At 47.1% G+C, this 19,922-nt stretch carries 22 protein-coding genes; all 22 read right to left on the bottom strand.

What is annotated here, in order from left to right; all coding sequences use genetic code 11:
• Nucleotides 1–14: 14 nt before the first annotated feature.
• The 22 genes from MHI14_RS02865 to upp all read right to left on the bottom strand — a co-directional run bounded on the left by MHI14_RS02865 (nt 15) and on the right by upp (nt 19,881).
• Entirely contained in the window at nt 15–239 is a 225-nt protein-coding gene (locus MHI14_RS02865) for a DNA-directed RNA polymerase subunit beta (protein WP_133386093.1), read from the bottom strand.
• Nucleotides 240–251: 12 nt separating this feature from the next.
• Nucleotides 252–1,091 (bottom strand): flagellar hook-basal body protein, encoded by an 840-nt coding sequence (locus MHI14_RS02860; RefSeq protein WP_133386094.1) that lies wholly within the window; start codon nt 1,089–1,091, stop codon nt 252–254.
• Nucleotides 1,092–1,443: 352 nt separating this feature from the next.
• On the bottom strand, nt 1,444–2,328 hold the full coding sequence (locus tag MHI14_RS02855) for a flagellar hook-basal body protein (RefSeq protein WP_341129849.1): 885 nt from the start codon (nt 2,326–2,328) through the stop codon (nt 1,444–1,446).
• A gap of 102 nt (nt 2,329–2,430) precedes the next feature.
• Nucleotides 2,431–3,429, bottom strand: coding sequence for a rod shape-determining protein (locus MHI14_RS02850; protein WP_133386096.1), 999 nt, complete (start codon nt 3,427–3,429; stop codon nt 2,431–2,433).
• 219 nt (nt 3,430–3,648) lie between these two features.
• Complete coding sequence (spoIIID, locus tag MHI14_RS02845) at nt 3,649–3,936, bottom strand: sporulation transcriptional regulator SpoIIID (RefSeq protein WP_024632710.1); 288 nt, start codon at nt 3,934–3,936, stop codon at nt 3,649–3,651.
• A 170-nt stretch (nt 3,937–4,106) separates the two neighbouring features.
• On the bottom strand, nt 4,107–4,844 hold the full coding sequence (locus tag MHI14_RS02840; RefSeq protein ID WP_133386097.1) for a M23 family metallopeptidase: 738 nt from the start codon (nt 4,842–4,844) through the stop codon (nt 4,107–4,109).
• A gap of 849 nt (nt 4,845–5,693) precedes the next feature.
• Nucleotides 5,694–5,849, bottom strand: coding sequence for a hypothetical protein (locus MHI14_RS02835; RefSeq protein WP_341129848.1), 156 nt, complete (start codon nt 5,847–5,849; stop codon nt 5,694–5,696).
• A 39-nt stretch (nt 5,850–5,888) separates the two neighbouring features.
• Entirely contained in the window at nt 5,889–7,229 is a 1,341-nt protein-coding gene (gene spoIID / locus MHI14_RS02830; RefSeq protein WP_341129847.1) for a stage II sporulation protein D, read from the bottom strand.
• Nucleotides 7,230–7,698: 469 nt separating this feature from the next.
• Complete coding sequence (gene murA, locus MHI14_RS02825; protein WP_082762960.1) at nt 7,699–9,045, bottom strand: UDP-N-acetylglucosamine 1-carboxyvinyltransferase; 1,347 nt, start codon at nt 9,043–9,045, stop codon at nt 7,699–7,701.
• 521 nt (nt 9,046–9,566) lie between these two features.
• Nucleotides 9,567–9,824, bottom strand: coding sequence for a DUF1146 family protein (locus tag MHI14_RS02820; RefSeq protein WP_017691941.1), 258 nt, complete (start codon nt 9,822–9,824; stop codon nt 9,567–9,569).
• A 607-nt stretch (nt 9,825–10,431) separates the two neighbouring features.
• Nucleotides 10,432–10,836: a F0F1 ATP synthase subunit epsilon gene (locus MHI14_RS02815; protein WP_091036299.1), complete on the bottom strand. Its 405-nt coding sequence runs from the start codon at nt 10,834–10,836 to the stop codon at nt 10,432–10,434.
• 62 nt (nt 10,837–10,898) lie between these two features.
• Nucleotides 10,899–12,302: a F0F1 ATP synthase subunit beta gene (gene atpD / locus MHI14_RS02810; RefSeq protein ID WP_047840699.1), complete on the bottom strand. Its 1,404-nt coding sequence runs from the start codon at nt 12,300–12,302 to the stop codon at nt 10,899–10,901.
• A gap of 95 nt (nt 12,303–12,397) precedes the next feature.
• Nucleotides 12,398–13,270, bottom strand: coding sequence for an ATP synthase F1 subunit gamma (gene atpG, locus MHI14_RS02805; protein ID WP_076209796.1), 873 nt, complete (start codon nt 13,268–13,270; stop codon nt 12,398–12,400).
• A 129-nt stretch (nt 13,271–13,399) separates the two neighbouring features.
• Nucleotides 13,400–14,914 carry a F0F1 ATP synthase subunit alpha gene (gene atpA, locus MHI14_RS02800; RefSeq protein WP_047840700.1) on the bottom strand — a complete coding sequence of 505 codons (1,515 nt, stop codon included), beginning with the start codon at nt 14,912–14,914 and terminating at the stop codon, nt 13,400–13,402.
• 16 nt (nt 14,915–14,930) lie between these two features.
• The gene (locus MHI14_RS02795; protein WP_091036296.1) at nt 14,931–15,479 is read right to left on the bottom strand and encodes a F0F1 ATP synthase subunit delta; all 549 of its coding nucleotides are present in this window, start codon (nt 15,477–15,479) and stop codon (nt 14,931–14,933) included.
• Nucleotides 15,476–15,964, bottom strand: coding sequence for a F0F1 ATP synthase subunit B (atpF, locus tag MHI14_RS02790; RefSeq protein WP_036612568.1), 489 nt, complete (start codon nt 15,962–15,964; stop codon nt 15,476–15,478). Before atpF ends, MHI14_RS02795 begins: the two co-directional genes overlap by 4 nt.
• 113 nt (nt 15,965–16,077) lie before the next feature.
• The gene (gene atpE, locus MHI14_RS02785; RefSeq protein ID WP_017691934.1) at nt 16,078–16,302 is read right to left on the bottom strand and encodes a F0F1 ATP synthase subunit C; all 225 of its coding nucleotides are present in this window, start codon (nt 16,300–16,302) and stop codon (nt 16,078–16,080) included.
• A 78-nt stretch (nt 16,303–16,380) separates the two neighbouring features.
• A complete protein-coding gene (atpB, locus tag MHI14_RS02780) occupies nt 16,381–17,199 on the bottom strand; it encodes a F0F1 ATP synthase subunit A (RefSeq protein ID WP_091036293.1) in 819 nt (272 codons plus the stop codon).
• 45 nt (nt 17,200–17,244) lie between these two features.
• Entirely contained in the window at nt 17,245–17,622 is a 378-nt protein-coding gene (locus MHI14_RS02775; protein ID WP_062836961.1) for an ATP synthase subunit I, read from the bottom strand.
• Nucleotides 17,615–17,869: an AtpZ/AtpI family protein gene (locus MHI14_RS02770; protein WP_024632723.1), complete on the bottom strand. Its 255-nt coding sequence runs from the start codon at nt 17,867–17,869 to the stop codon at nt 17,615–17,617. The genes MHI14_RS02775 and MHI14_RS02770 overlap by 8 nt, the downstream gene beginning before the upstream one ends.
• 186 nt (nt 17,870–18,055) lie before the next feature.
• Nucleotides 18,056–19,213: a non-hydrolyzing UDP-N-acetylglucosamine 2-epimerase gene (wecB, locus tag MHI14_RS02765; RefSeq protein ID WP_341129846.1), complete on the bottom strand. Its 1,158-nt coding sequence runs from the start codon at nt 19,211–19,213 to the stop codon at nt 18,056–18,058.
• Nucleotides 19,214–19,251: 38 nt separating this feature from the next.
• A complete protein-coding gene (gene upp, locus MHI14_RS02760; RefSeq protein WP_017691929.1) occupies nt 19,252–19,881 on the bottom strand; it encodes a uracil phosphoribosyltransferase in 630 nt (209 codons plus the stop codon).
• Nucleotides 19,882–19,922 lie beyond the last annotated feature (41 nt).

Genomic DNA, 19,922 nt, shown 5'->3' with positions numbered 1-19,922 from the left:
CTTAACTCGTTACATTATGGAGCGAACACCAGATTGTATACATGTTCCCATGTACTCCATTGCCATACGGAACCGATATCCTGTTTGCCCAGTACCACATATCCAGCTACCATTCCGCCAGCGAGGGCAAGAACAAGCAGGACTGGGACCAGGAACCATCTTGCGATGCGCAATCCACTCTTCTTCTTCTTGACTTCCTTTTTCTCCGGCTTACTGTTCTGCTGCTGTGTTTCTGTCATCACATTCACCTTTTACGCTCTCATATTGTTGGCAAGACCCAACATGGAATCACTTGAAGTTAGCGCCTTTGCCGCCAGCTGATATGTCCGCTGTCCTTGCATAAGCAAAGACATCTCCTGTGTCAGATCTACATTGGATTGCTCCAGATAACCTGGACGGATCAAGGCAGTCGCTTGACGTGTAGCTGCATTAGCGCCAAATACATCATCCTCAGTTAATCCCGCATCCAGACCAAACAGGTTATCCGCATACTGTACCAGCCCCTCAGGACGTTCAATGTCTACCACTTGCAGCTGTGCTCCAATGGTTGCGTTTGCCGCATTACCGCGTCGGATTAACAGGTTGCCATTTTCATCAAAAGCAACTTTGCTATTATTCGGTGCCGTAATACGATTGCCTTGACGATCCAGGGCAAAGTGGCCTTCGCCATTGACCATCACCATCATATCAGGTGAATTCGGAGTAGGCTTAGGTCTTGTATCAGGTACAAAATGAAATGCACCCTGACGTGTCCACATTTTCTCCCCATTCGCTTCAACTGCAAACATCGCATTTCCCTCAATAGCCAGATCGGTCGGAAGGCCAGTCTCGTTCAAGGGGCCTTGAGACATATCCTTCGTCACATCTGCCAAACGAGCACCAAAACCGAGGTTATATCCCATCGGTGTGGAACGTCCATCCAGTTTGTACTTGTCCGGTTGTTGTTGAACCCGGGTCAGCACATCCTCGAAGGCCGCTTGCTTGCTCTTATAGCCTGCCGTATTCACGTTGGCAATATTATCGGAAATGACATCCAGACGCTGCTGTATCGCAGTCATGGAAACCTTGGCACTAATCATGGAATTATTCATTGGTGGTATACCCTCCCTTGTGTCCTGTCCACCCTCCCAAACCCTCCCTAGTAGGGAGGGCCCCAGATGGCGCTGCCCTCTGGACTCCCGAAACAGGCGGATTAGGTAAGTGGGGTACGATCTTGCTAAGTGACGGTGGTGTGTGTGCGCCGCGACTGCCATGCTATGATTAACGCCATAGTTTCACATGGCTGAATCATAACCCGGCACGCTCTTTATGCGGCGTGTAGCTCCGCGGGGTCTCTCCCTTGCTTTGCTCCGCAAAGGACTGTCGAGACCGTCGCTTCGCTCAGGTATTGCTGCGCAAAGGACGTTTGGCTCTCCGCTGCGCGGTTATATTTAAACGTCGGCGTTATACACGCCCGACTTCATTGACGGCTTTATCCAGACTGCGGTCGTAGAATTGTACGATCTTCTGGTTCGCTTCATACGCACGGTATGCAGCGTTCATGTCAACCGTTGCATGTGAAGCATCAACATTGGAGCCTTCCAGGTAACCTTGACGGATCTGCACATTATCACCGGCAGCCATCATCCGGGCTGTTGCCCCATTTTGATCACTCAGACTGAAATTGCCATCACCTTGACGAACCAGTTGATTCGGCTGGTCAATGACACTGATGCCAAGAGTAACCCCTGTCGGTGCACCTGTTGCTGCATCCACCAAACGGCCTTGCTCATCCACTTTAAATTGCTCTACGGAACCTGTCAACACTACAGGTTGTCCATTATTATCCAACACTTGTGAACCTGTTGAACTCAGCAATTGTCCCGTTCCTGTAATCTCGAAGTGACCATCGCGTGTATATCCGGTGTTACCTTCTGCATCCTGAACTGTAAAATACGCCTGAGGCTGGTAAGTCACCGTGCCGTCGGCCCGTACAAATTTGCCTGATGCGTCAAACGGGACAGGTTGTCCAGTCTGCGGATCATTGACAGTCATATTGGATGAAATGGAAAAATCATTTTTCTGCCCAGTCTCCATAATGGTCCCTTGCAAATTCATGGACAAACTTTCTTCCGCGAACACCCCCGTGTTCAGCTTGCCCAGCCGCTTTGTTGGAAGATTTGCATCTCCGCCTACCAAAGTAATGAGCATTTCCGGGAAGGAACGGCTTACGCTGTTCACCTGTTTGTATCCCGTGGTGTTCATATTTACGATATTCTGTGTTGCTGTGTCATGGCGGCGTTGTTGCGTAATCATTCCCGCAGTAGCGGTGTACAGACCTCTTAACATGAATTAACCCCTCTCCTCAAGCGCTTGACCTGCATCACAGGTTGGCTGCTTGTCCGTTCTGCTTTCCGAGCATGGCGAACCTTTGCTATTTATATCGGCAGATTAGAACTTTTTCTTAACCACCTGATCCAAATTATTAAGCATTATGCCTGTCCCCTTCACGACACAGTGCATTGGATCTTCAGCCACCCATACCGGTACATGTAATTCATTGGACAAAAGCTCGTCCAGTCCGTTCAGCAATGCACCTCCGCCAGTCAATACAACACCACGGTCGATAATGTCCGCTGACAATTCAGGCGGGGTACGTTCCAATACCGATTTGGCTGCCACGATGATGGATTGCACGGAATCCCAAAGTGCTTCCTGTACTTCATTTCCCGATACCGTTACGGTAACAGGCAGACCGGATACCATATCGCGTCCGCGAATGTCCATCTCCGTTTGATGTCCACCCGGATGTACGGTACCAATCGCAATTTTGATATCTTCAGCGGTCCGTTCACCGATCATGAGCTTGTACTTGGCTTTGATAAACTTGATAATGGCTTCGTCGAACTTGTCCCCTGCGACTTTAATAGAAGAGGCGGTGACCACGTCGCCCATAGAAAGGACTGCAACGTCAGTCGTACCGCCGCCGATATCCACGACCATATTGCCGCTCGGCTGAAAAATATCCATTCCCGCACCGATCGCTGCCGCTTTCGGCTCTTCTTCCAGAAACACTTCTTTGGCACCGCTGCGTTCTGCCGCCTCACGGATAGCCTTCTGCTCCACGGAAGTAATGTTCGTTGGTGCACAGATCAGAATCCGAGGGTGGCTGTACCAGCTTCTTGCACCCACACGATTAATGAAATGTCTGAGCATCGCTTCTGTAATCTCGAAGTCCGCAATAACGCCGTCACGCAGCGGTCTAATGGCAACAATGTTACCTGGAGTACGCCCCACCATACGACGCGCTTCTTCCCCAACAGCAAGGACACGCTTCGTATCTCTTTCAATGGTCACGACGGAAGGTTCATCGAGGACAACCCCACTTCCTTTCACGTGAATAAGCACGTTCGCCGTGCCAAGATCAATACCGATATCCTTGCTAAACATAAAAGAGCCCCCAAAGTGATATTATTTGGTCAGCGTATCCTGTGAAAAAGAGTCCCTTATCACGTCACCGCTCGTTCGACAAAGTGCAACATATATATGTAAAAATCGGGCTGATAAGATGTCATAATTCGATCCTGTACCAGCTTTTAACATATCATACTTCAGGGGAGGGATTCAATGCATGTGTGAGCTTTTTGGCCTACGTCTTTGTGAAGATGCTTACGATTTGGCGGAAGCCAACACCTCACGTTTCTTGCCACTCGTTTTTTTGTATTTAATTTTGGTCGCTTCACCGCCCCGCAAATGGCGGATGGACTTGTGATACTCCAAAATGTGTTTCACCTGGTCAGCAAGATCAGGGTTGATTTCCGGCAGACGCTCCGTCAGATCCTTATGCACAGTACTCTTTGACACGCCGAATTCTTTGGCTATGGTACGGACCGTATTCCTCGTCTCAACAATGCAGCGACCAATTTTGATGGTCCGTTCCTTGATGTAATCGTGCACGCTCCCGCCTCCCTACTGTGTGGATAGTTTGGTACATTATATGAGGAGCATGCCTATATATTCGCGGTTTAGAGGTGTGACAAGCTTCGAAGGTCCCATTATTTTCTGAAAAGCACAAAAAGAGCAGAGGTTCAACCCTCTGCCCATCATGTTGCTGCGGTAAAATTCATTTATTTTTCCGGAAGATATCCTTGCGGGTTAACCGGCTGTCCGTCTTCGTACACTTCAAAGTGAAGGTGGTTGCCAAGCGTTTTACCCAATTCATTGACGCCAGCGGATGCAATCGCATCTCCCTGTTTCACTTCGTCGTCCTGTTTCACTTTGACGTCTGCCAAGCTTTGGTATACCGTCTTCAGGTTATCGCTGTGTGTGATTTCCACAACCTGACCTGTGAGCGGATTTTGCTCCACCCGGGTAACTTTACCGGCTAGCGCTGCTTTGACTTCAAATGTTTTATTATCCCCACGTGCCAGATCCACACCCGTGTTTGGGATGAATGTATCATTGTACTGCACCATCGCCGCTTCATGTTCCTCGGTTGAAGCTTCGCTATCATAGAAAGGTTTCACTACCGAAATTTCGGACGGTACCGCTACCGGCCATACAAAATTCTCCGACTTTGCAACAACTTCCACACTTTCTTCTTCGCCTACTGCTGTTCCTTCTGTACCCGCCGATGCGCCTGTTTCTACTACCCCGCTAGCAGGGTCCGAGTTCAGCGTTTTGTCGCCTGTGCCCTGATAGACCCACACTAAGGTTAGTATAATGCCTGCTGCTGCGATGTAGGCTGCCGGGAAGACCCAGCGTTTGGACATTGCTCTTTTCCATGAAGAGGGCTGACTAGCCGGTACTCCTTGAGTTGTTTTAGGAGTTTCTTCTTGGACTGATTTTTTGTTTTGTTCATTCATCTTAATCACCTCAGTAACAAGTGTTACCGGGTGCAACTCTTTTATACACGCGCGACTCTAATTATTTTCACGGAGGTTTCAGAGAGTGCTATATATGTGTGGGGTGAGTGTCAGTACGTGCGCCGCTTCGGGGCCAGAAAACCTTTCGACCGCTGGTTACTACCAGATTTCTTCTATCACCTTCTTCAAAGGTGAAATCCGGTAGTAAAGGCGGACACTTCGTTTCTACAGGTCTTTTCTGTCCCCTGCGCTCTCCATACGCTAGCACTCTCGGCATATATAGCCTAATCTCGAAAGCTCCGGAATGGGTGTTGGTAGACTGGTCCGGATTGGTTGTAGAGGCCAATCCTTCTATGAAGTGCAATTATCGGTGAGAGCAAAATGATATAGGTTGTGACTGGATAATGCAGAATTAACCGCCCAGGTTCTTTAAAGTGAGATGTGAGATTAGAGATAGACAAGGCGCCCCACTACTGACTGTTCCATTTAACATCTAGATTTGAAAGAAGCTGAATCATGAATGGTTACAGTATAGTTAGAAGTTACCCGGTATACAGGGAACAAAAATCATTTTTTTAACCTTAGGGCTTGGAAAATTGATCTCAACGTTCTGATTTTGGTTTTGGTTCAGCTTGCTTATTGCGGAATGAGCATCTAGTGAATGACAGCACCCTCAATTTGGCTAATGATTAGATAATAAAATATTTCCTAACGAACTCAGGCGGCCTTATTGGCGGAGAAATCGTGGCTTAGGAATTTTAACGAACCGTAGACACGCTAATTACTCTTTTGGGCGCTAGTAAAGGATCAGTTCGGTGGTATACCCTGATATAACGTGTCTGAGATTCGTTAGAATTTCCATTCGTTGTGATAACGCTCAATAAGGTCTGTCAGATTCGTTAGCGCGCCAAAGCTTATATGGGAAGCCTGATCATTTCGTCCAAACAAACCTAAACTGCTCTCATCCCCATACATTTGCACACATTCGCACACATTTGTATCCATTCGAATCAATTCGCATCTATCCATCCGCCTTCATCTCTCCTACTTCGATGCGAGCATCTTGGATGCCTGTCCGAATGAAATGCCGGTATAGTAGTGTTTGAGAATCTGGGTGGCCGTGTGTCCCTCCTGCGCCATGCCGTTTGCTCCCCATTGGCTCATGCCAACCCCATGCCCATACCCGAACGTTGTAATCTGGACCTCATCCCCTGTGGTCTTCCAACTGAACTGGCTGGATCTTAATCCAAGCAACTTACGGACCTCGGGTCCGCTGAATGTTTCACCTGCGATCTGCATTTCTTTAATCCGATGCCCTTTGGTTGTAGACAATACTTCCATCCATGATCCACCCTTCTGGGCGGTAACCGGAATGGCATCCAAGTTTAACTTCTGCAGAATCTCATTACGCTTCATGGTAACGGTCTGCTTGAATCCTGGTGCCAGATTTTTGTCCCACGGACTATCTACACTTTGCAGATACGGCACAGCGTTCCCCCATACATCCTCGGCATTCTCGGTATACCCATTACTTGTGGAAAAAAAGGATGCGGTGATCGCCTTGCCCTGATATGTCATCACCGTATCTCGACTTTCGCGTACAGCCTGTTGCAGCTTCTCCCATTCCTTTGCCTTCCCTAGACGAGTCCAATCCGCTTTCACCTGATCTGGCGGAATAAACACCTGATGGCTGACCGTATCCGTCACATCCGCCGCACCTGATGGAACACCGCTTGTATCACTAGCAGCTAACCTACGCACGATAAATGTACGAGCTGCTATTGCCTGCGCCTTTAACGCCTCCAGTCTGAATTCAGCCGGCATCTCGGCTGCCACAACCCCGGTAACATAGTCTTCCAATGGCAGATTCATCGTTGTGCCTGTTGCAGACAGGTATACGCGTACTTTAGGTTCAGGGTAGGTAACAGGAACGGCTGGCGCAGGAGCTGGGGTTCTTGTGCTGCTTGAATCTGTTGGAGCAGGGATCGGCTTTGGTGATTCGCTTGTCCGCGGCCATACCAAAATTACCGGAATCAGCAACGCCATTGCCAATAAGGCAGATACAGCGGCAGCAGGTTGCCATCGCGTCGTATTTCGTCCCCATCGGGGTTTTCGTCCAAATGTACGCATTCGACGACGCTTCACACGGCGGAATTGGTCCAGCTCAATAACAGGTATATGAATATGCTCGGTTGTCTTTCGGTTCAGTTCATCTGTCGACACCCGTCCTGGATTGGATAATCTTGCAGGCTGTGATGGAACAGTCCTCAGGTTCGATGGGGCAGGCTTGTCTTTTTCCACTCCAGAAACGGTATTTCCCTCCGGCTCTTGCATACCTGGACGAGGGACAAGGGGGACCTTTACCTGTACACGAGCTTCTTTCATTCGAATATAACCCTCCGTTATCTATGGCCGGTCATGTGCCGGTCGTGTTGTTCAAATCCATAGTTTAGGTTATGAGCTGGCTTGATCTGATAGAACCTGATTTAAGAGAAACGAGGCCCTATTCGTTCTGTTTAATTTCCTGTTTTCTTTTGCTATGTACCTCTTAGAAACGTTGATCTGTCGCTGAATACCGGTGTTTAGCTGGATCCGACACCCTATATAAAGTTCGCTCTTTCATTTGGTTCAGAATCGATACAGAATACGATGTTATGCTATACAAGTTAGGACCAGCTATTAATAGAATCAGGTATCAAATATCTCGTTGTCTTCTTAAAAGTAAACACAAAAAAAGCCAAGCCAGATGGCTTAGCTTTATCATTTTTTACAATATACGTTCCTTCGCATTCATAGTCCACACAACTGTGTGACTCATCATAGGGGGACCATATTTTTTCTATTCAATCCAGTGTTAAGCCAAAGTTGGTTGCACCTTAAACATCGGTACTTCTTTCTCCACTTTTTCACTAGGTGCTTTGGTTGCTTCAAGCTTAGGCTCATCAACCGAGATCCGATAGATGTCAGCGCCAAGTCCGTTAAGCTTCTCAGCGAGATGTACATAGCCACGGTCGATGTGATGAACACCGCCCACTTCCGTTGTACCTTCAGCAACAAGACCTGCAATAATGAGTGCGGCACCCGCACGCAAATCGGTAGCCGTTACTTTGGCACCCTTCAGTTTGGCATTACCTGTGATGATGGACGAACGTCCTTCAACTTTGATCTCCGCATTCATCAATTGGAATTCATCCACATGCATGAATCGGTTTTCAAAAACAGTCTCTGTCACGACACTTGTTCCTTCAGATGCGAGCAAGAGTGCCATCATCTGGGATTGCATATCTGTCGGGAATCCTGGGTATGGTAATGTTTTCACATCCACAGCCTTAAGAGGACGATCTGCGATTACACGCACGCCATTCTCATCCGGTTGGATTGTTACACCCATCTCTTCAAGCTTCGCGATAACGGAGCCTAAATGATCCGAGATTGCACCTTCAATGTACACGTCACCACCAGAGATTGCAGCAGCAGCCATATACGTACCAGCTTCTACCCGATCCGGAATAACTGTGTGTGTAACGCCTGTAAGTTTCTCCACACCTTCAATGCGGATCACTCCAGTACCAGCACCACGTACGATGGCACCCATTCCATTCAGGAAGTTGGCAAGATCCACAATCTCAGGTTCTTTTGCCGCGTTCTCCAGAACAGTTACACCTTCGGCTAATGTTGCAGCCATCATAATATTTTGAGTGGCACCTACGGAAGCCACATCCAGATAAATTTTCGCGCCACGCAACCGTCCTTGGCTACGAGCTTCGATATAACCTTGGCCCAAGCTGATCTCTGCGCCCATGGCTTCAAAACCTTTCAAATGCTGATCAATAGGCCGTGTACCGATGGCACATCCACCAGGAAGTGAGATTCTTGTATGACCCATTCGAGTCAACAAAGGCCCCATGACCAGGAAAGACGCCCGCATTTTACTTACCCATTCATACGGGGCTTCACAGGAAGTAAGTTTCTCCGCATTTACGGTAATCACTTCGTCCCGGTATGTAACTCCCGCTCCCAGCGATTCCAACACCTTGTTAATCGTCATCACATCGTCTAGAGGAGGCGCGTCAATAATAACGCTTTGTCCTTCTTCCCCTAAGAGAGAGGCAGCGATGATCGGAAGAACAGAATTTTTAGCGCCGCTAACTTTGACACTTCCGGTCAACCTTTTGCCACCGCGGACGATAAATTTGCTCATCATGGTTCCCTCCGCGCTTTTATTCCCTTTTCTTCATTCCGGAATACGTAAGCCCCACTATGCTAGAAAGGACTGTTGCTGTGTGTGGAATTTCGACATATTCTGGCATATTGCCACAGATGTCTGTTCAGAAAAGAATTGGTTTTTATAATCCATATCAATGATACCATGTGCCGTGCATCTTGCTATTCAGCATGTAAAATTAGTGTCTTACAAGCCAGCAGAGCATCAGAACAGACAGAGTGGGATGGTTATTAGCCGGCATGAACCGGATATCCCGTTTATAACTACAAAATAAGTGAACAATTGTGAATTCCCTAACTTCCATCATAACATTGTTGAATTGTACGATACAAGCATTTTTACATAAAACATCTCAAATTCATCCAATTTTACGTCACATTTTTTTCTTAATTTCTTTACCGACAACTCATACTCTAATTGTTAACACAATTAATCGATGTTATTCGACAATGAGCAGCTTGAAGAACCTAACAGATGATTAACCAACCATCTCAACATTAAAACAAATTACGCAACATTTGAGTCCAGGACAAGTAGTCAATGACAAAGCCAGCAACGGCATGCCCCAAAATGATGGCGAGCAACAAATGCAACAGTCTTCCCTGAGCACCTCGTGGTTGCCTGATGATTAAATCCAGTTTGAGATTTGTCAAAGCCCACCAAGACAATGCTATACACAACAGGGAGACGATGATTGAGACCAAGCCATTGGTGCTTAACGCCTGGTTCACCTGATTCGTCAGATCAGTATCCATATATTCTTTACCTCCACATTTGTTGCAGCAATCAGCATATCATATGCCCGGCACCCATAACTTGTTAGTATACTGGAATGCCTTTAGCACAACATACTGAGCGTACTGTCAGATTTACTCCTGCCAGGCAGGAATCTCCTGATGCCCAATCACCGAGCAGCAACAATGCGGCTGTGCATGACTATGGAATCTACTACGCAGCTTCCTGCTTCTGCTGACTCTATGGAATATAGGCTCTTTCATCATACATTGTCAATTACATTGATTTCCACTTCTAAAATATTTTAATTTTAAAATGCCGGGATTTTGTGACTAAAACGACATAAAAGAGCGCTATTTCGATATCGATTCTGTCATTTCCTCGGAAATAATTTATATTTATTCATGAAAAAAATGGTTCTCTTAGTGGTAAATGCGCCCACTACTTTAGTCCTACATTCTATTCAAATCCTCATCATCGGTGAATAATTTGCTTAAAATACTTCTGTTTACTGAAGGGATAGGATGGAATTTGTTGTCAGCCTTTTTGATATGTTCGATAAAACAATTCTATCAAACAAACTCAAAAAAGCCCGGCAGACTAAGCCGCCGGGCTTCCAAGAATCGTTTATTTGCCGAACACATTAATCCGGTTAACCGCTTTTTGCAGCGCAATCTCTGCACGACGGTGATCAAAGTGGTCCTGATTGCTTTGGCTTGCAAGCCGACGTTCTGCCCGCTCTTTCGCCGCACGCGCACGATCCACATCAATGTTTTCCGGGAATTCAGCACTCTCTGCGAGTACAACAACCTTATCTTTACGTACTTCAATAAACCCGCCACCGATAGCAACTCGTTTATTTTCTTTTCCGTTATGGATATAGATCGGTGCAATCTGCAAAGGTGTAACCATAGGAATATGACCGGGCAGAATGCCCAGTTCCCCTTCAATACCACGAGCCGTAATGCTATTCACCTGTTCTGAATAGACCAAACGCTCAGGTGTTACGATTTCCAACAAAAAGGTGCTCAATTCCATCCCTCCTGAAATATCCGAAGGATAGCCCGCTTCATAAGGACAATCCTGGATTCAGACTAAACCAGTGTTTTGGCTTTCTCCACTGCCTCTTCAATTGTACCAACAAAGAGGAAAGCTGCTTCCGGAAGATCATCATACTTACCTTCGAGAATCTCTTTAAAGCTGCGCACCGTTTCTTTAACTGGAACGTATTTACCCGGAATACCGTTAAATGCTTCAGCAACGTGGAAAGGCTGGGACAAGAAACGTTGGATTTTACGAGCACGGTATACAAGCGCTCTGTCTTCTTCACTCAACTCGTCCATACCCAGGATTGCAATGATATCTTGCAATTCATTGTAACGTGCCAAGATGCGTTTAACGCCTTGAGCTACGCTGTAGTGTTCTTCACCTACAACTTCAGGGGACAAGATCCGGGAGCTGGAAGCCAGTGGATCTACCGCAGGGTAGATACCCATCTCGGAAATTTTACGCTCCAAGTTCGTCGTTGCATCCAAGTGAGCAAACGTCGTTGCAGGAGCCGGGTCAGTGTAGTCATCCGCAGGCACGTAGATGGCCTGGATGGATGTTACAGAACCTTTTTTCGTTGATGTGATACGTTCTTGCAGCTGACCCATTTCTGTTGCCAGTGTAGGTTGGTAACCTACCGCGGAAGGCATACGTCCAAGCAAGGCAGATACTTCTGAACCCGCTTGGGTGAAACGGAAGATATTATCGATAAAGAGCAACACGTCACGGCCTTCTTCATCACGGAAGTATTCCGCCATCGTCAGACCTGTGAGGGCTACACGAAGACGTGCGCCTGGAGGCTCGTTCATTTGTCCGAAGACCATTGCTGTTTTGTTGATAACGCCGGAATCACTCATCTCGTGATACAAGTCATTACCTTCACGTGTACGCTCACCAACACCCGCAAATACGGAGATACCGCCGTGCTCTTGTGCGATGTTGTTGATCAATTCTTGAATGGTTACCGTCTTACCTACACCGGCACCACCGAAGAGACCGATTTTACCACCTTTAGCGTAAGGAGCGAGCAAGTCGATAACTTTGATTCCTGTCTCCAGCATCTCTGCTTGGGTAGTCAGTTCATCAAATGCAGGTGCTGAACGGTGAATCGGGTTCTTGTGCTCAGCAGCTACGGCACCGCCAGTGTCAATTGCTTCGCCGAGTACGTTAAATACACGACCAAGTGTTGCTTCTCCGACGGGTACAGAGATTGGTGCTCCTGTATCTAAAGCTTCCATACCACGAACAAGTCCATCCGTGGAGGACATCGCAATACAACGTACTCGGTTGTCACCCAGATGTTTCGAAGCTTCGAGTGTAAGGTTTACACTAACGCCGCTCTCACTTACTGTAGTGATCGTAATGGCATTGAGGATTTCCGGCAGACCGCCGCGATCAAACTCGACGTCAACAACCGGACCCATGATGCTCACAACGCGTCCTTTGTTCATCTTAACGTTCCCCTCCTACAAGCCTGCTACTTTTGCAAAAATAATGTACCGTTCGTTTATCTTTGCTCTGCAAGCCTTCATTAATAAAAAAACGGTTAGCCTTGTGCTGCGTTGGCACCTGCCACAATTTCCGTAATCTCCTGCGTAATCGCCGCTTGACGGGCACGGTTGTAAGTCAATGACAAGTCATTAATGAGTTTGGATGCATTTTTGGTTGCATTACCCATTGCCGTCATTTTCGCGCCGAGCTCACTTGCCTTACCGTTCAGAAGTGCACCATAGATCAGCGTTTCCGCGTAACGCGGAAGCAAAACCTCCAGTACAGCTTCAGCAGACGGCTCGTATTCGTAGCTTGCCGTTGGTCCTTCCGCAGCAGTTACCTCAGGTGTTTCCATCGGAAGAAGTTTTTCTACCGTAGGAATCTGGGTCAACGCATTCACAAAGCGGTTATAACAAATGTACAATTCATCAAATTCAGCCAGTTCAAACCCATGAACAGCTTCGTGTGCGATGGATTTGATGTCTGCAAATGAAGGCGAATCCGACAGATCCGTTGTTGTGGATGCCATCGCCATTTCACGACGTCTGAAGTAATCGCGTCCTTTACGTCCAATGACGAACAATTCGTAGTCATCCTGGGAGTTGTGGCGCTCTTTGAGCGTCTGATTAACCTGACGCAAAACGTTCGCATTGTATCCACCTGCAAGACCACGGTCCGATGTAATGATCAGGTAAGCTGTCTTTTTGACCGGACGGCTCTCCAGCATCGGATGCTGTATCCCTTGCGTGCTTGATGCAATACTAGCTACAACTTCTTTCAGTTTCTCCGAATAAGGACGGGCTGCTTCCGCTTTTTCCTGCGCTTTACGCAGTTTTGCAGCAGCTACCATCTCCATTGCTTTGGTGATCTGCTTGGTGCTTTGTACGCTTTTAATTTGCCGCTTAATTTCGCGCATGCCTTTTGCCATGATTTCACCACCTTAAAGTTTTGACAGAGTCAAAACTACATCGTAAGCATCATCTTTTTTGACAGAGTCAAAGTATTACATGCAGACATGCGGAATCGGTTAGACAACTCCGCACCTGCAATCATTTATTTAGACAGAGACAGCAAAGCTCTTTCTGAACTTCTCAATTGCACCTTTCAGTGCATTTTCGTTGTCTGCAGTCAATTCTTTAGTATCACGGATGGATGCAAGAATCTCCGGATGGCTGCTCTCCATGAACGCGAGGAACTCACGCTCAAAACGAGTAACATCACCTGTTGGAATTTCATCCAGGAATCCTTTAACCGCAGTGTACAAGCTGACAACCTGTTGTTCTACAGGCAGAGGCTGGTTAACACCTTGCTTCAGGATTTCCATCATACGTGCACCACGATTCAGGCGGGCCTGAGTCGCTTTATCCAGATCGGAACCGAACTGGGAGAACGCTTGAAGCTCACGATATTGAGCGAGGTCGAGACGCAGGGAACCTGCAACCTTTTTCATCGCTTTGATCTGAGCAGAACCACCGACACGAGATACGGAAATACCTACGTTGATCGCCGGGCGTTGTCCAGCATTGAACAAGTCAGCTTCCAAGAAGATTTGTCCGTCCGTGATGGAGATTACGTTCGTTGGAATGTATGCAGATACGTCGGAAGCTTGTGTTTCAATGAACGGAAGTGCGGTTAAAGAACCACCACCAAGTTCATCATTCAGCTTCGCAGCACGCTCCAGCAAACGGGAGTGCAGGTAGAAGACGTCACCCGGATAAGCCTCACGGCCCGGTGGACGACGAAGCAACAAGGAAAGCTCACGGTATGCAGAGGCTTGTTTGGTCAAGTCATCATAGATGACCAGAACGTGCTCGCCTTTGTACATGAAGTACTCACCCATCGAACAACCGGAATACGGTGCGATGTACAAGAGTGGTGATGGATCAGAAGCTGCTGCAGTTACAACGATTGTGTACTCCATTGCGCCTTTACGACGAAGAGTTTCCACAACTTGAGCAACCGTAGACTGTTTCTGACCAATAGCCACATAGATACACTTCATGCCGCTACCTTTTTGGTTCAGGATCGCATCAATCGCGATTGATGTTTTACCTGTTTGACGGTCACCGATGATCAACTCACGTTGTCCACGACCGATTGGAACCATTGCATCAATGGCTTTGATCCCTGTTTGCATCGGCTCATGAACCGATTTACGATCCATTACACCTGGTGCTTTACCTTCAACTGGACGGAATTCCGTTGTAGCGATTGGCCCTTTGCCATCTACAGGAATACCGAGCGGGTTCACAACGCGTCCAATCAATGCTTCGCCTACAGGCACTTGCATGATTTGACCAGTACGTTTCACTTGGTCACCTTCACGAATATCGTAGTAAGGTCCCAGGATAACGACACCGACATTGCTTTCTTCTACGTTCATGGCGAGTCCCATAACACCGCTTGGGAATTCAACCAACTCGTTGGACATGACGTTCTCAAGTCCATAAACACGAGCGATACCATCACCAACCTCGATTACCGTTCCGACTTCGACTACATCGATATCGGTCTTGTATTGTTCGATTTGGCTCTTAATTAATGTACTGATTTCTTCTGGTTTGATACTCAAGTGTCCTCACCCCAATCTACTGTACTCGTCTGTTAAAAGACTGCTCAAGACGTTCGAGCTTGCCAGCCAAGCTGCCGTCATAGATCGTATCGCCAATGGCGACTTTCAATCCGCCCAGCAGAGTCGGATCAACAATGTTCTCGATACGAATCTTTTTATTCACACGGCCACCGAATTCACGGGCTACCGCTTCTTTTTCTTCATCATTCAACGCATAAGTTGAGTAGACACGTGCATCAGCGATGCCCAGCGACTCACCTTGGATCTTCCGATAATCATTCAGCAAGTCTCCCAGCAATTCAACGCGTCCGCGTTCAATTAACAACAAGACTGTACGAAGGACTGAATCGGATACCTTGCCATCAAGACTTGAGTGAATCACCTTCTGTTTGGCTTCATCAGAAATATTAGGGGATACGATAAATTTCTCGATATCTGCATCTCCCGTCAATGCACTGACTACTGCAACCAGTTCCTGTTCAACCTCAAGCACCTGCTGTTGCTGAAGAGCAACTTCGAACAATGCTTTCGCATAACGCTTGGCAACAATCGTATCGCGGCTCATTGTCGGCCTCCTACCTCATTGAGGTATTGGTTCACAAGCTCTTCTTGTGCAGGACCGTTCTCAACTTCTTTTTTGATCAACTTGGATGCAATCTGAACGGAAGCTGTACCCAGTTCGCTGCGAAGTGCTGCGACTGCTTTGTTCTTCTCGCTCTCGATTTCGCGTACTGCATCGTCTTTCAGACGATTAGCTTCAGCTTTTGCATCAGCCAAAATCGATTCAGCTTGTTTGCCACCCGTTTGTTTGGACTGTTCAATGATGTCGTAAGCATCTTGGCGTGCTTGCTCAAGAGCTTGTTTTTGTTCCTCCACATAGGCAATGGCCTGTTCCCGAGTCTGTGCAGCCTCATTCATCTGCGTCATCACGAGTTCACGACGTTTTTCCATAATGGAGAACAAAGGCCCGAAGGCATAACGGCTAAGCAGCCAATATAAAATTGCAAATGCAACAATCGCAAGAAGCGTATTTTCCCATATGAAACTCAATCTGTTCACTCCTTCCTGGAGGTATCCTTGAAACGTCATCCGTTAGAACGGACATTACCTAAAAAGAAGGCGCGGATGGCTATGGCCTTCCCCGCCAAACCTTTAAAATTTAATTAAGCCATACCGTAGAACATGAACGCGAGTACCACACCGATGATCGGCAATACCTCGATCAAACCTACACCGATAAACATTGTTGTTTGAAGAGTGGATTTTGCTTCCGGTTGACGGGCAATACCTTCCACCGTTTTGCTGATTACCATACCGTTACCAATACCTGCGCCAAACGCGCCCAGTCCTGCAACAATTGCTGCTGCGATTAATGCCATTGCTCCCATTTGTATATCCTCCTTAAAATGATAAATCGAATTTTTTATTGTTCAGCCTGGTGAAGAAATCTTCGTAGGGCTTGAAACTTAATGCTCGTCGTGCGTCTCGATGCTCTGTGAAATGTACACCATCATCAAGATAACAAACACAAATGCCTGGATCGCGCCGATAAAGATACTGAAGCCTTGCCACACCATTAGTAGCGGAATCGCTGCAATAGCACCAAACACTTTAAATGTGGTCAGTTTCAGGATCGTTGCGATCAGTACCTCACCCGCGAAGATATTCGCGAATAGACGCATACCGTGTGTCAACAGCTTGGATGCCGTCTCAATCAAGTTGATTGGCAAGAACAAGGCGAATGGCTTCAGGTAATGCTGGAGATATCCTTTTGTGTTGCGGAACAATCCTAGTCCATGAGATACAAGGAACGCTACGAGAGCGAGTCCCATCGTTACAGACAAATCGGCTGTTGGTGATTTCCACCAAGCCAGTTCAACGTGTGGGTGTGCTTCAGGGTCCTTGGCATGCGCTTCTTCAAACGCCTCCACCGCTGTAACAATCGGCTTACCGAATACCTGTGCCTGACTAACATCTGTTACTTCAGATACAGCTACGAGCGGAAGGCCGAGCATATTCCCTACAAAAATGAACATAATCATGGAAAGAGCGAGAGAGATAAAATGTTTACCTTTCTTCATATCCATTGTGCTGGAAATCAGATTGCGGACGAATTCTACTGCCCACTCCATAAAATTTTGCAGCTTGCCGGGATTTTCAACGGATAATCTCCGTGTTGCCAGTACAGCAAAAATAAAAACAATTGCACCTGTAACTACCAGCATTAACAGAACCGATAGATCCAGTCGAAATCCGCCAAGCATAATAATTGGAGCTTCATGCATATTTTTCTCACCCCTTTCTCGACTTGAAAGCTGCAGCCCTTAACATCATTCTGCTCTGCGGGAATGGACAATCCCTATAATCAGTAAGGAAAATTGTGCAATGACGAGACCGCCTGCAACCGCATATGTATTGAAGTACTGCGGAAAGCGCATCGATATGAATATACCGAGCACAGCGAGTGCCGCTCTTGTCAAAAATCCCAGGTTCACACGCTTCAAGTTACCTTCTGCCGCATCATCAGACATTTTCCTTACTTTGTAGCCCAAGTAAAATGCATTGATCCAGCTAATTCCTGTACCCAGGGCCAGTCCCAAAGCAATTGTCTCCACACGTGGCATAAAGGCCGCTGCGAGAAAACAAATCATAAGAAAGTACATGATGAAAACAGTCATCGATCTGCGGTATCTGGTTAGTTCACTCATCACTTTCCCCCATGAATTTTTTCGCGATAAAGTAGATGCTTACACCGCCTGCCGCAAGAAAAAAGAGAACGCTTACGGCGATCCATATTCCGTTACCTCCGATGGTCTTGTCCAACCAGGAGCCAGCGTAATATCCGGCAACAGCGAGAATGGCAATCTCGATCCCAAAAGCTGTCACGAGTCCCATCGCTTTCCATACATTATCGTCATGGTTACGGGATGAATTTGGTTTGTTCGAATCGGCCATTTTCCACGCCACCCTTGCAATCCCAGTTAATTTTACTGAATGATGAGAGCCTTTGTCAATTGAATGATTTTAGCGTTTTAAAGGGGAAAACGACGGGAATACAGACCCTCAAAGCCCATAAACCCGCGTAAACCGTACAGTTTAACTGTATGCTATGCCCTTTATAAATCCGTCAGAAAAAATGTATTATTTTTTGAATTTTCTGTGAAATGATTCCGGACGCTCACTATTTACACCAAAATGGTGCAAAATCGCATTGACAATTCTTTCCGAAGCATGTCCATCACCGTATGGATTGGCAGCCTGACTCATGCTTGCATACAGGGTTTTGTCTGTAAGCAGAGCTTTGGTCCGTTCATACACACGTTCCTCTTCGGTACCTACCAATTCCAGCGTTCCGGCTTCAATACCTTCCGGGCGTTCTGTTGTATCGCGCAATACGAGCACAGGCACACCAAACGAAGGCGCTTCTTCCTGCAAACCGCCTGAATCGGTCAAAATCAAGTGAGTGTGCGGGTAAAAGTTATGCAAATCCACCACGTCTAGTGGATCAATTAATTGAATACGGGGATGATTCCCCAAAATCGCGTGAGCCGGCTCCTTCACAGCAGGACTTGGATGCACCGGGTACACGATGGCAATATCTTCGAATTCGTCGGCAATCCGTTTGACGGCCTGGAAAATGTTGCGGTGAGGCTCGCCTTGAGATTCACGGCGATGAGCTGTCATCAGCACAAGGCGTTTGCCTTGGGCCCAATCAAGTACCGGGTGTGTGTAGTCCTCCCGTACTGTATATTGAAACACATCTGTTACCGTGTTGCCTGTGACGTACGTACTAGACTCCGATTTATTTTCTTTGGCAAGATTGGAAGAAGACCAATCCGTAGGCGCAAAGTGTAGATCAGCCAGTACTCCCGTCAGCTGACGATTCATCTCTTCCGGATATGGAGACAGCTTGTTCCACGTCCGCAGCCCCGCTTCCACATGCCCTACCTGAATCCGTTGCAAGAATGCTGCGTAGCTCGCCACAAAGGTAGTTAATGTATCCCCGTGAACCAGTACAATATCCGGCTTCGCTTCAGCCAATACCGGCTCCAGACCACCCAGTACACGAATTGTAATTTCATTCAATGTCTGACGGTCCTTCATCACATCCAGATCATAATCGGGATTAATGTCGAAAACTTCAAGTACCTGATCCAACATCTGGCGATGCTGCGCAGTTACGCAAACAATAGATTCAATAGACTCAGGGTGTTTTTGCAATTCCAAAATAAGCGGAGCCATCTTAATGGCTTCCGGACGCACCCCGAAGATCGTCATGACTTTAATTTTGTTGGACATTCGAGCAAAGCCCCTTTTCTACTCCGCATGCAATATGCTTATTTAGTGCCGTATAGACGGTCTCCTGCATCTCCAAGCCCTGGAACGATATAACCATGATCATCCAGACGGTCGTCCAATGCTGCTACATAGATGTCCACATCGGGATGTGCATCTTGCACAGCTTTTACGCCTTCCGGTGCTGCAACCAGGTTCATCATTTTGATTTGGGTACAGCCACGTTTTTTGAGCACGTCAATAGCTGCAATTGCCGAACCACCCGTTGCCAGCATCGGATCAATTACAATCAATTGACGCTCTGTTACGTCTGTAGGCAGTTTGGTGTAGTATTCTACCGGTTGCAGTGTTTCCGGGTCACGGAACAGACCAACATGTCCAACTTTTGCCGCTGGCAACAATTTCACAACACCATCCAGCATTCCGAGTCCTGCACGCAGAATCGGCACCAGTCCAAGCATACGTCCAGAGATGACTTTACCTTGTGTTGCAGCTACAGGTGTCTGTACATCAATCGTCTCCAGTTCAACATCTCTTGTAATCTCATAAGCCATCAACGTTGCTACTTCATCCACCAATTCACGAAAATCTTTCGTATTCGTACGCATGTCGCGTATAAACGTCAGTTTGTGTTGAATCAAAGGGTGATCACATATTACTAATTTTCCCATCTAATTTGTCCCTCCGGTAAGTTCTTCATGTTAAGCATTTC

The organism is Paenibacillus sp. FSL K6-2393, from assembly GCF_038002545.1.
In the GTDB taxonomy this organism is placed as follows: Bacteria; Bacillota; Bacilli; order Paenibacillales; family Paenibacillaceae; genus Paenibacillus.
Note: the sequence above shows the minus strand (reverse complement) of the source record. Positions and strands in the feature narration are given on the sequence as shown.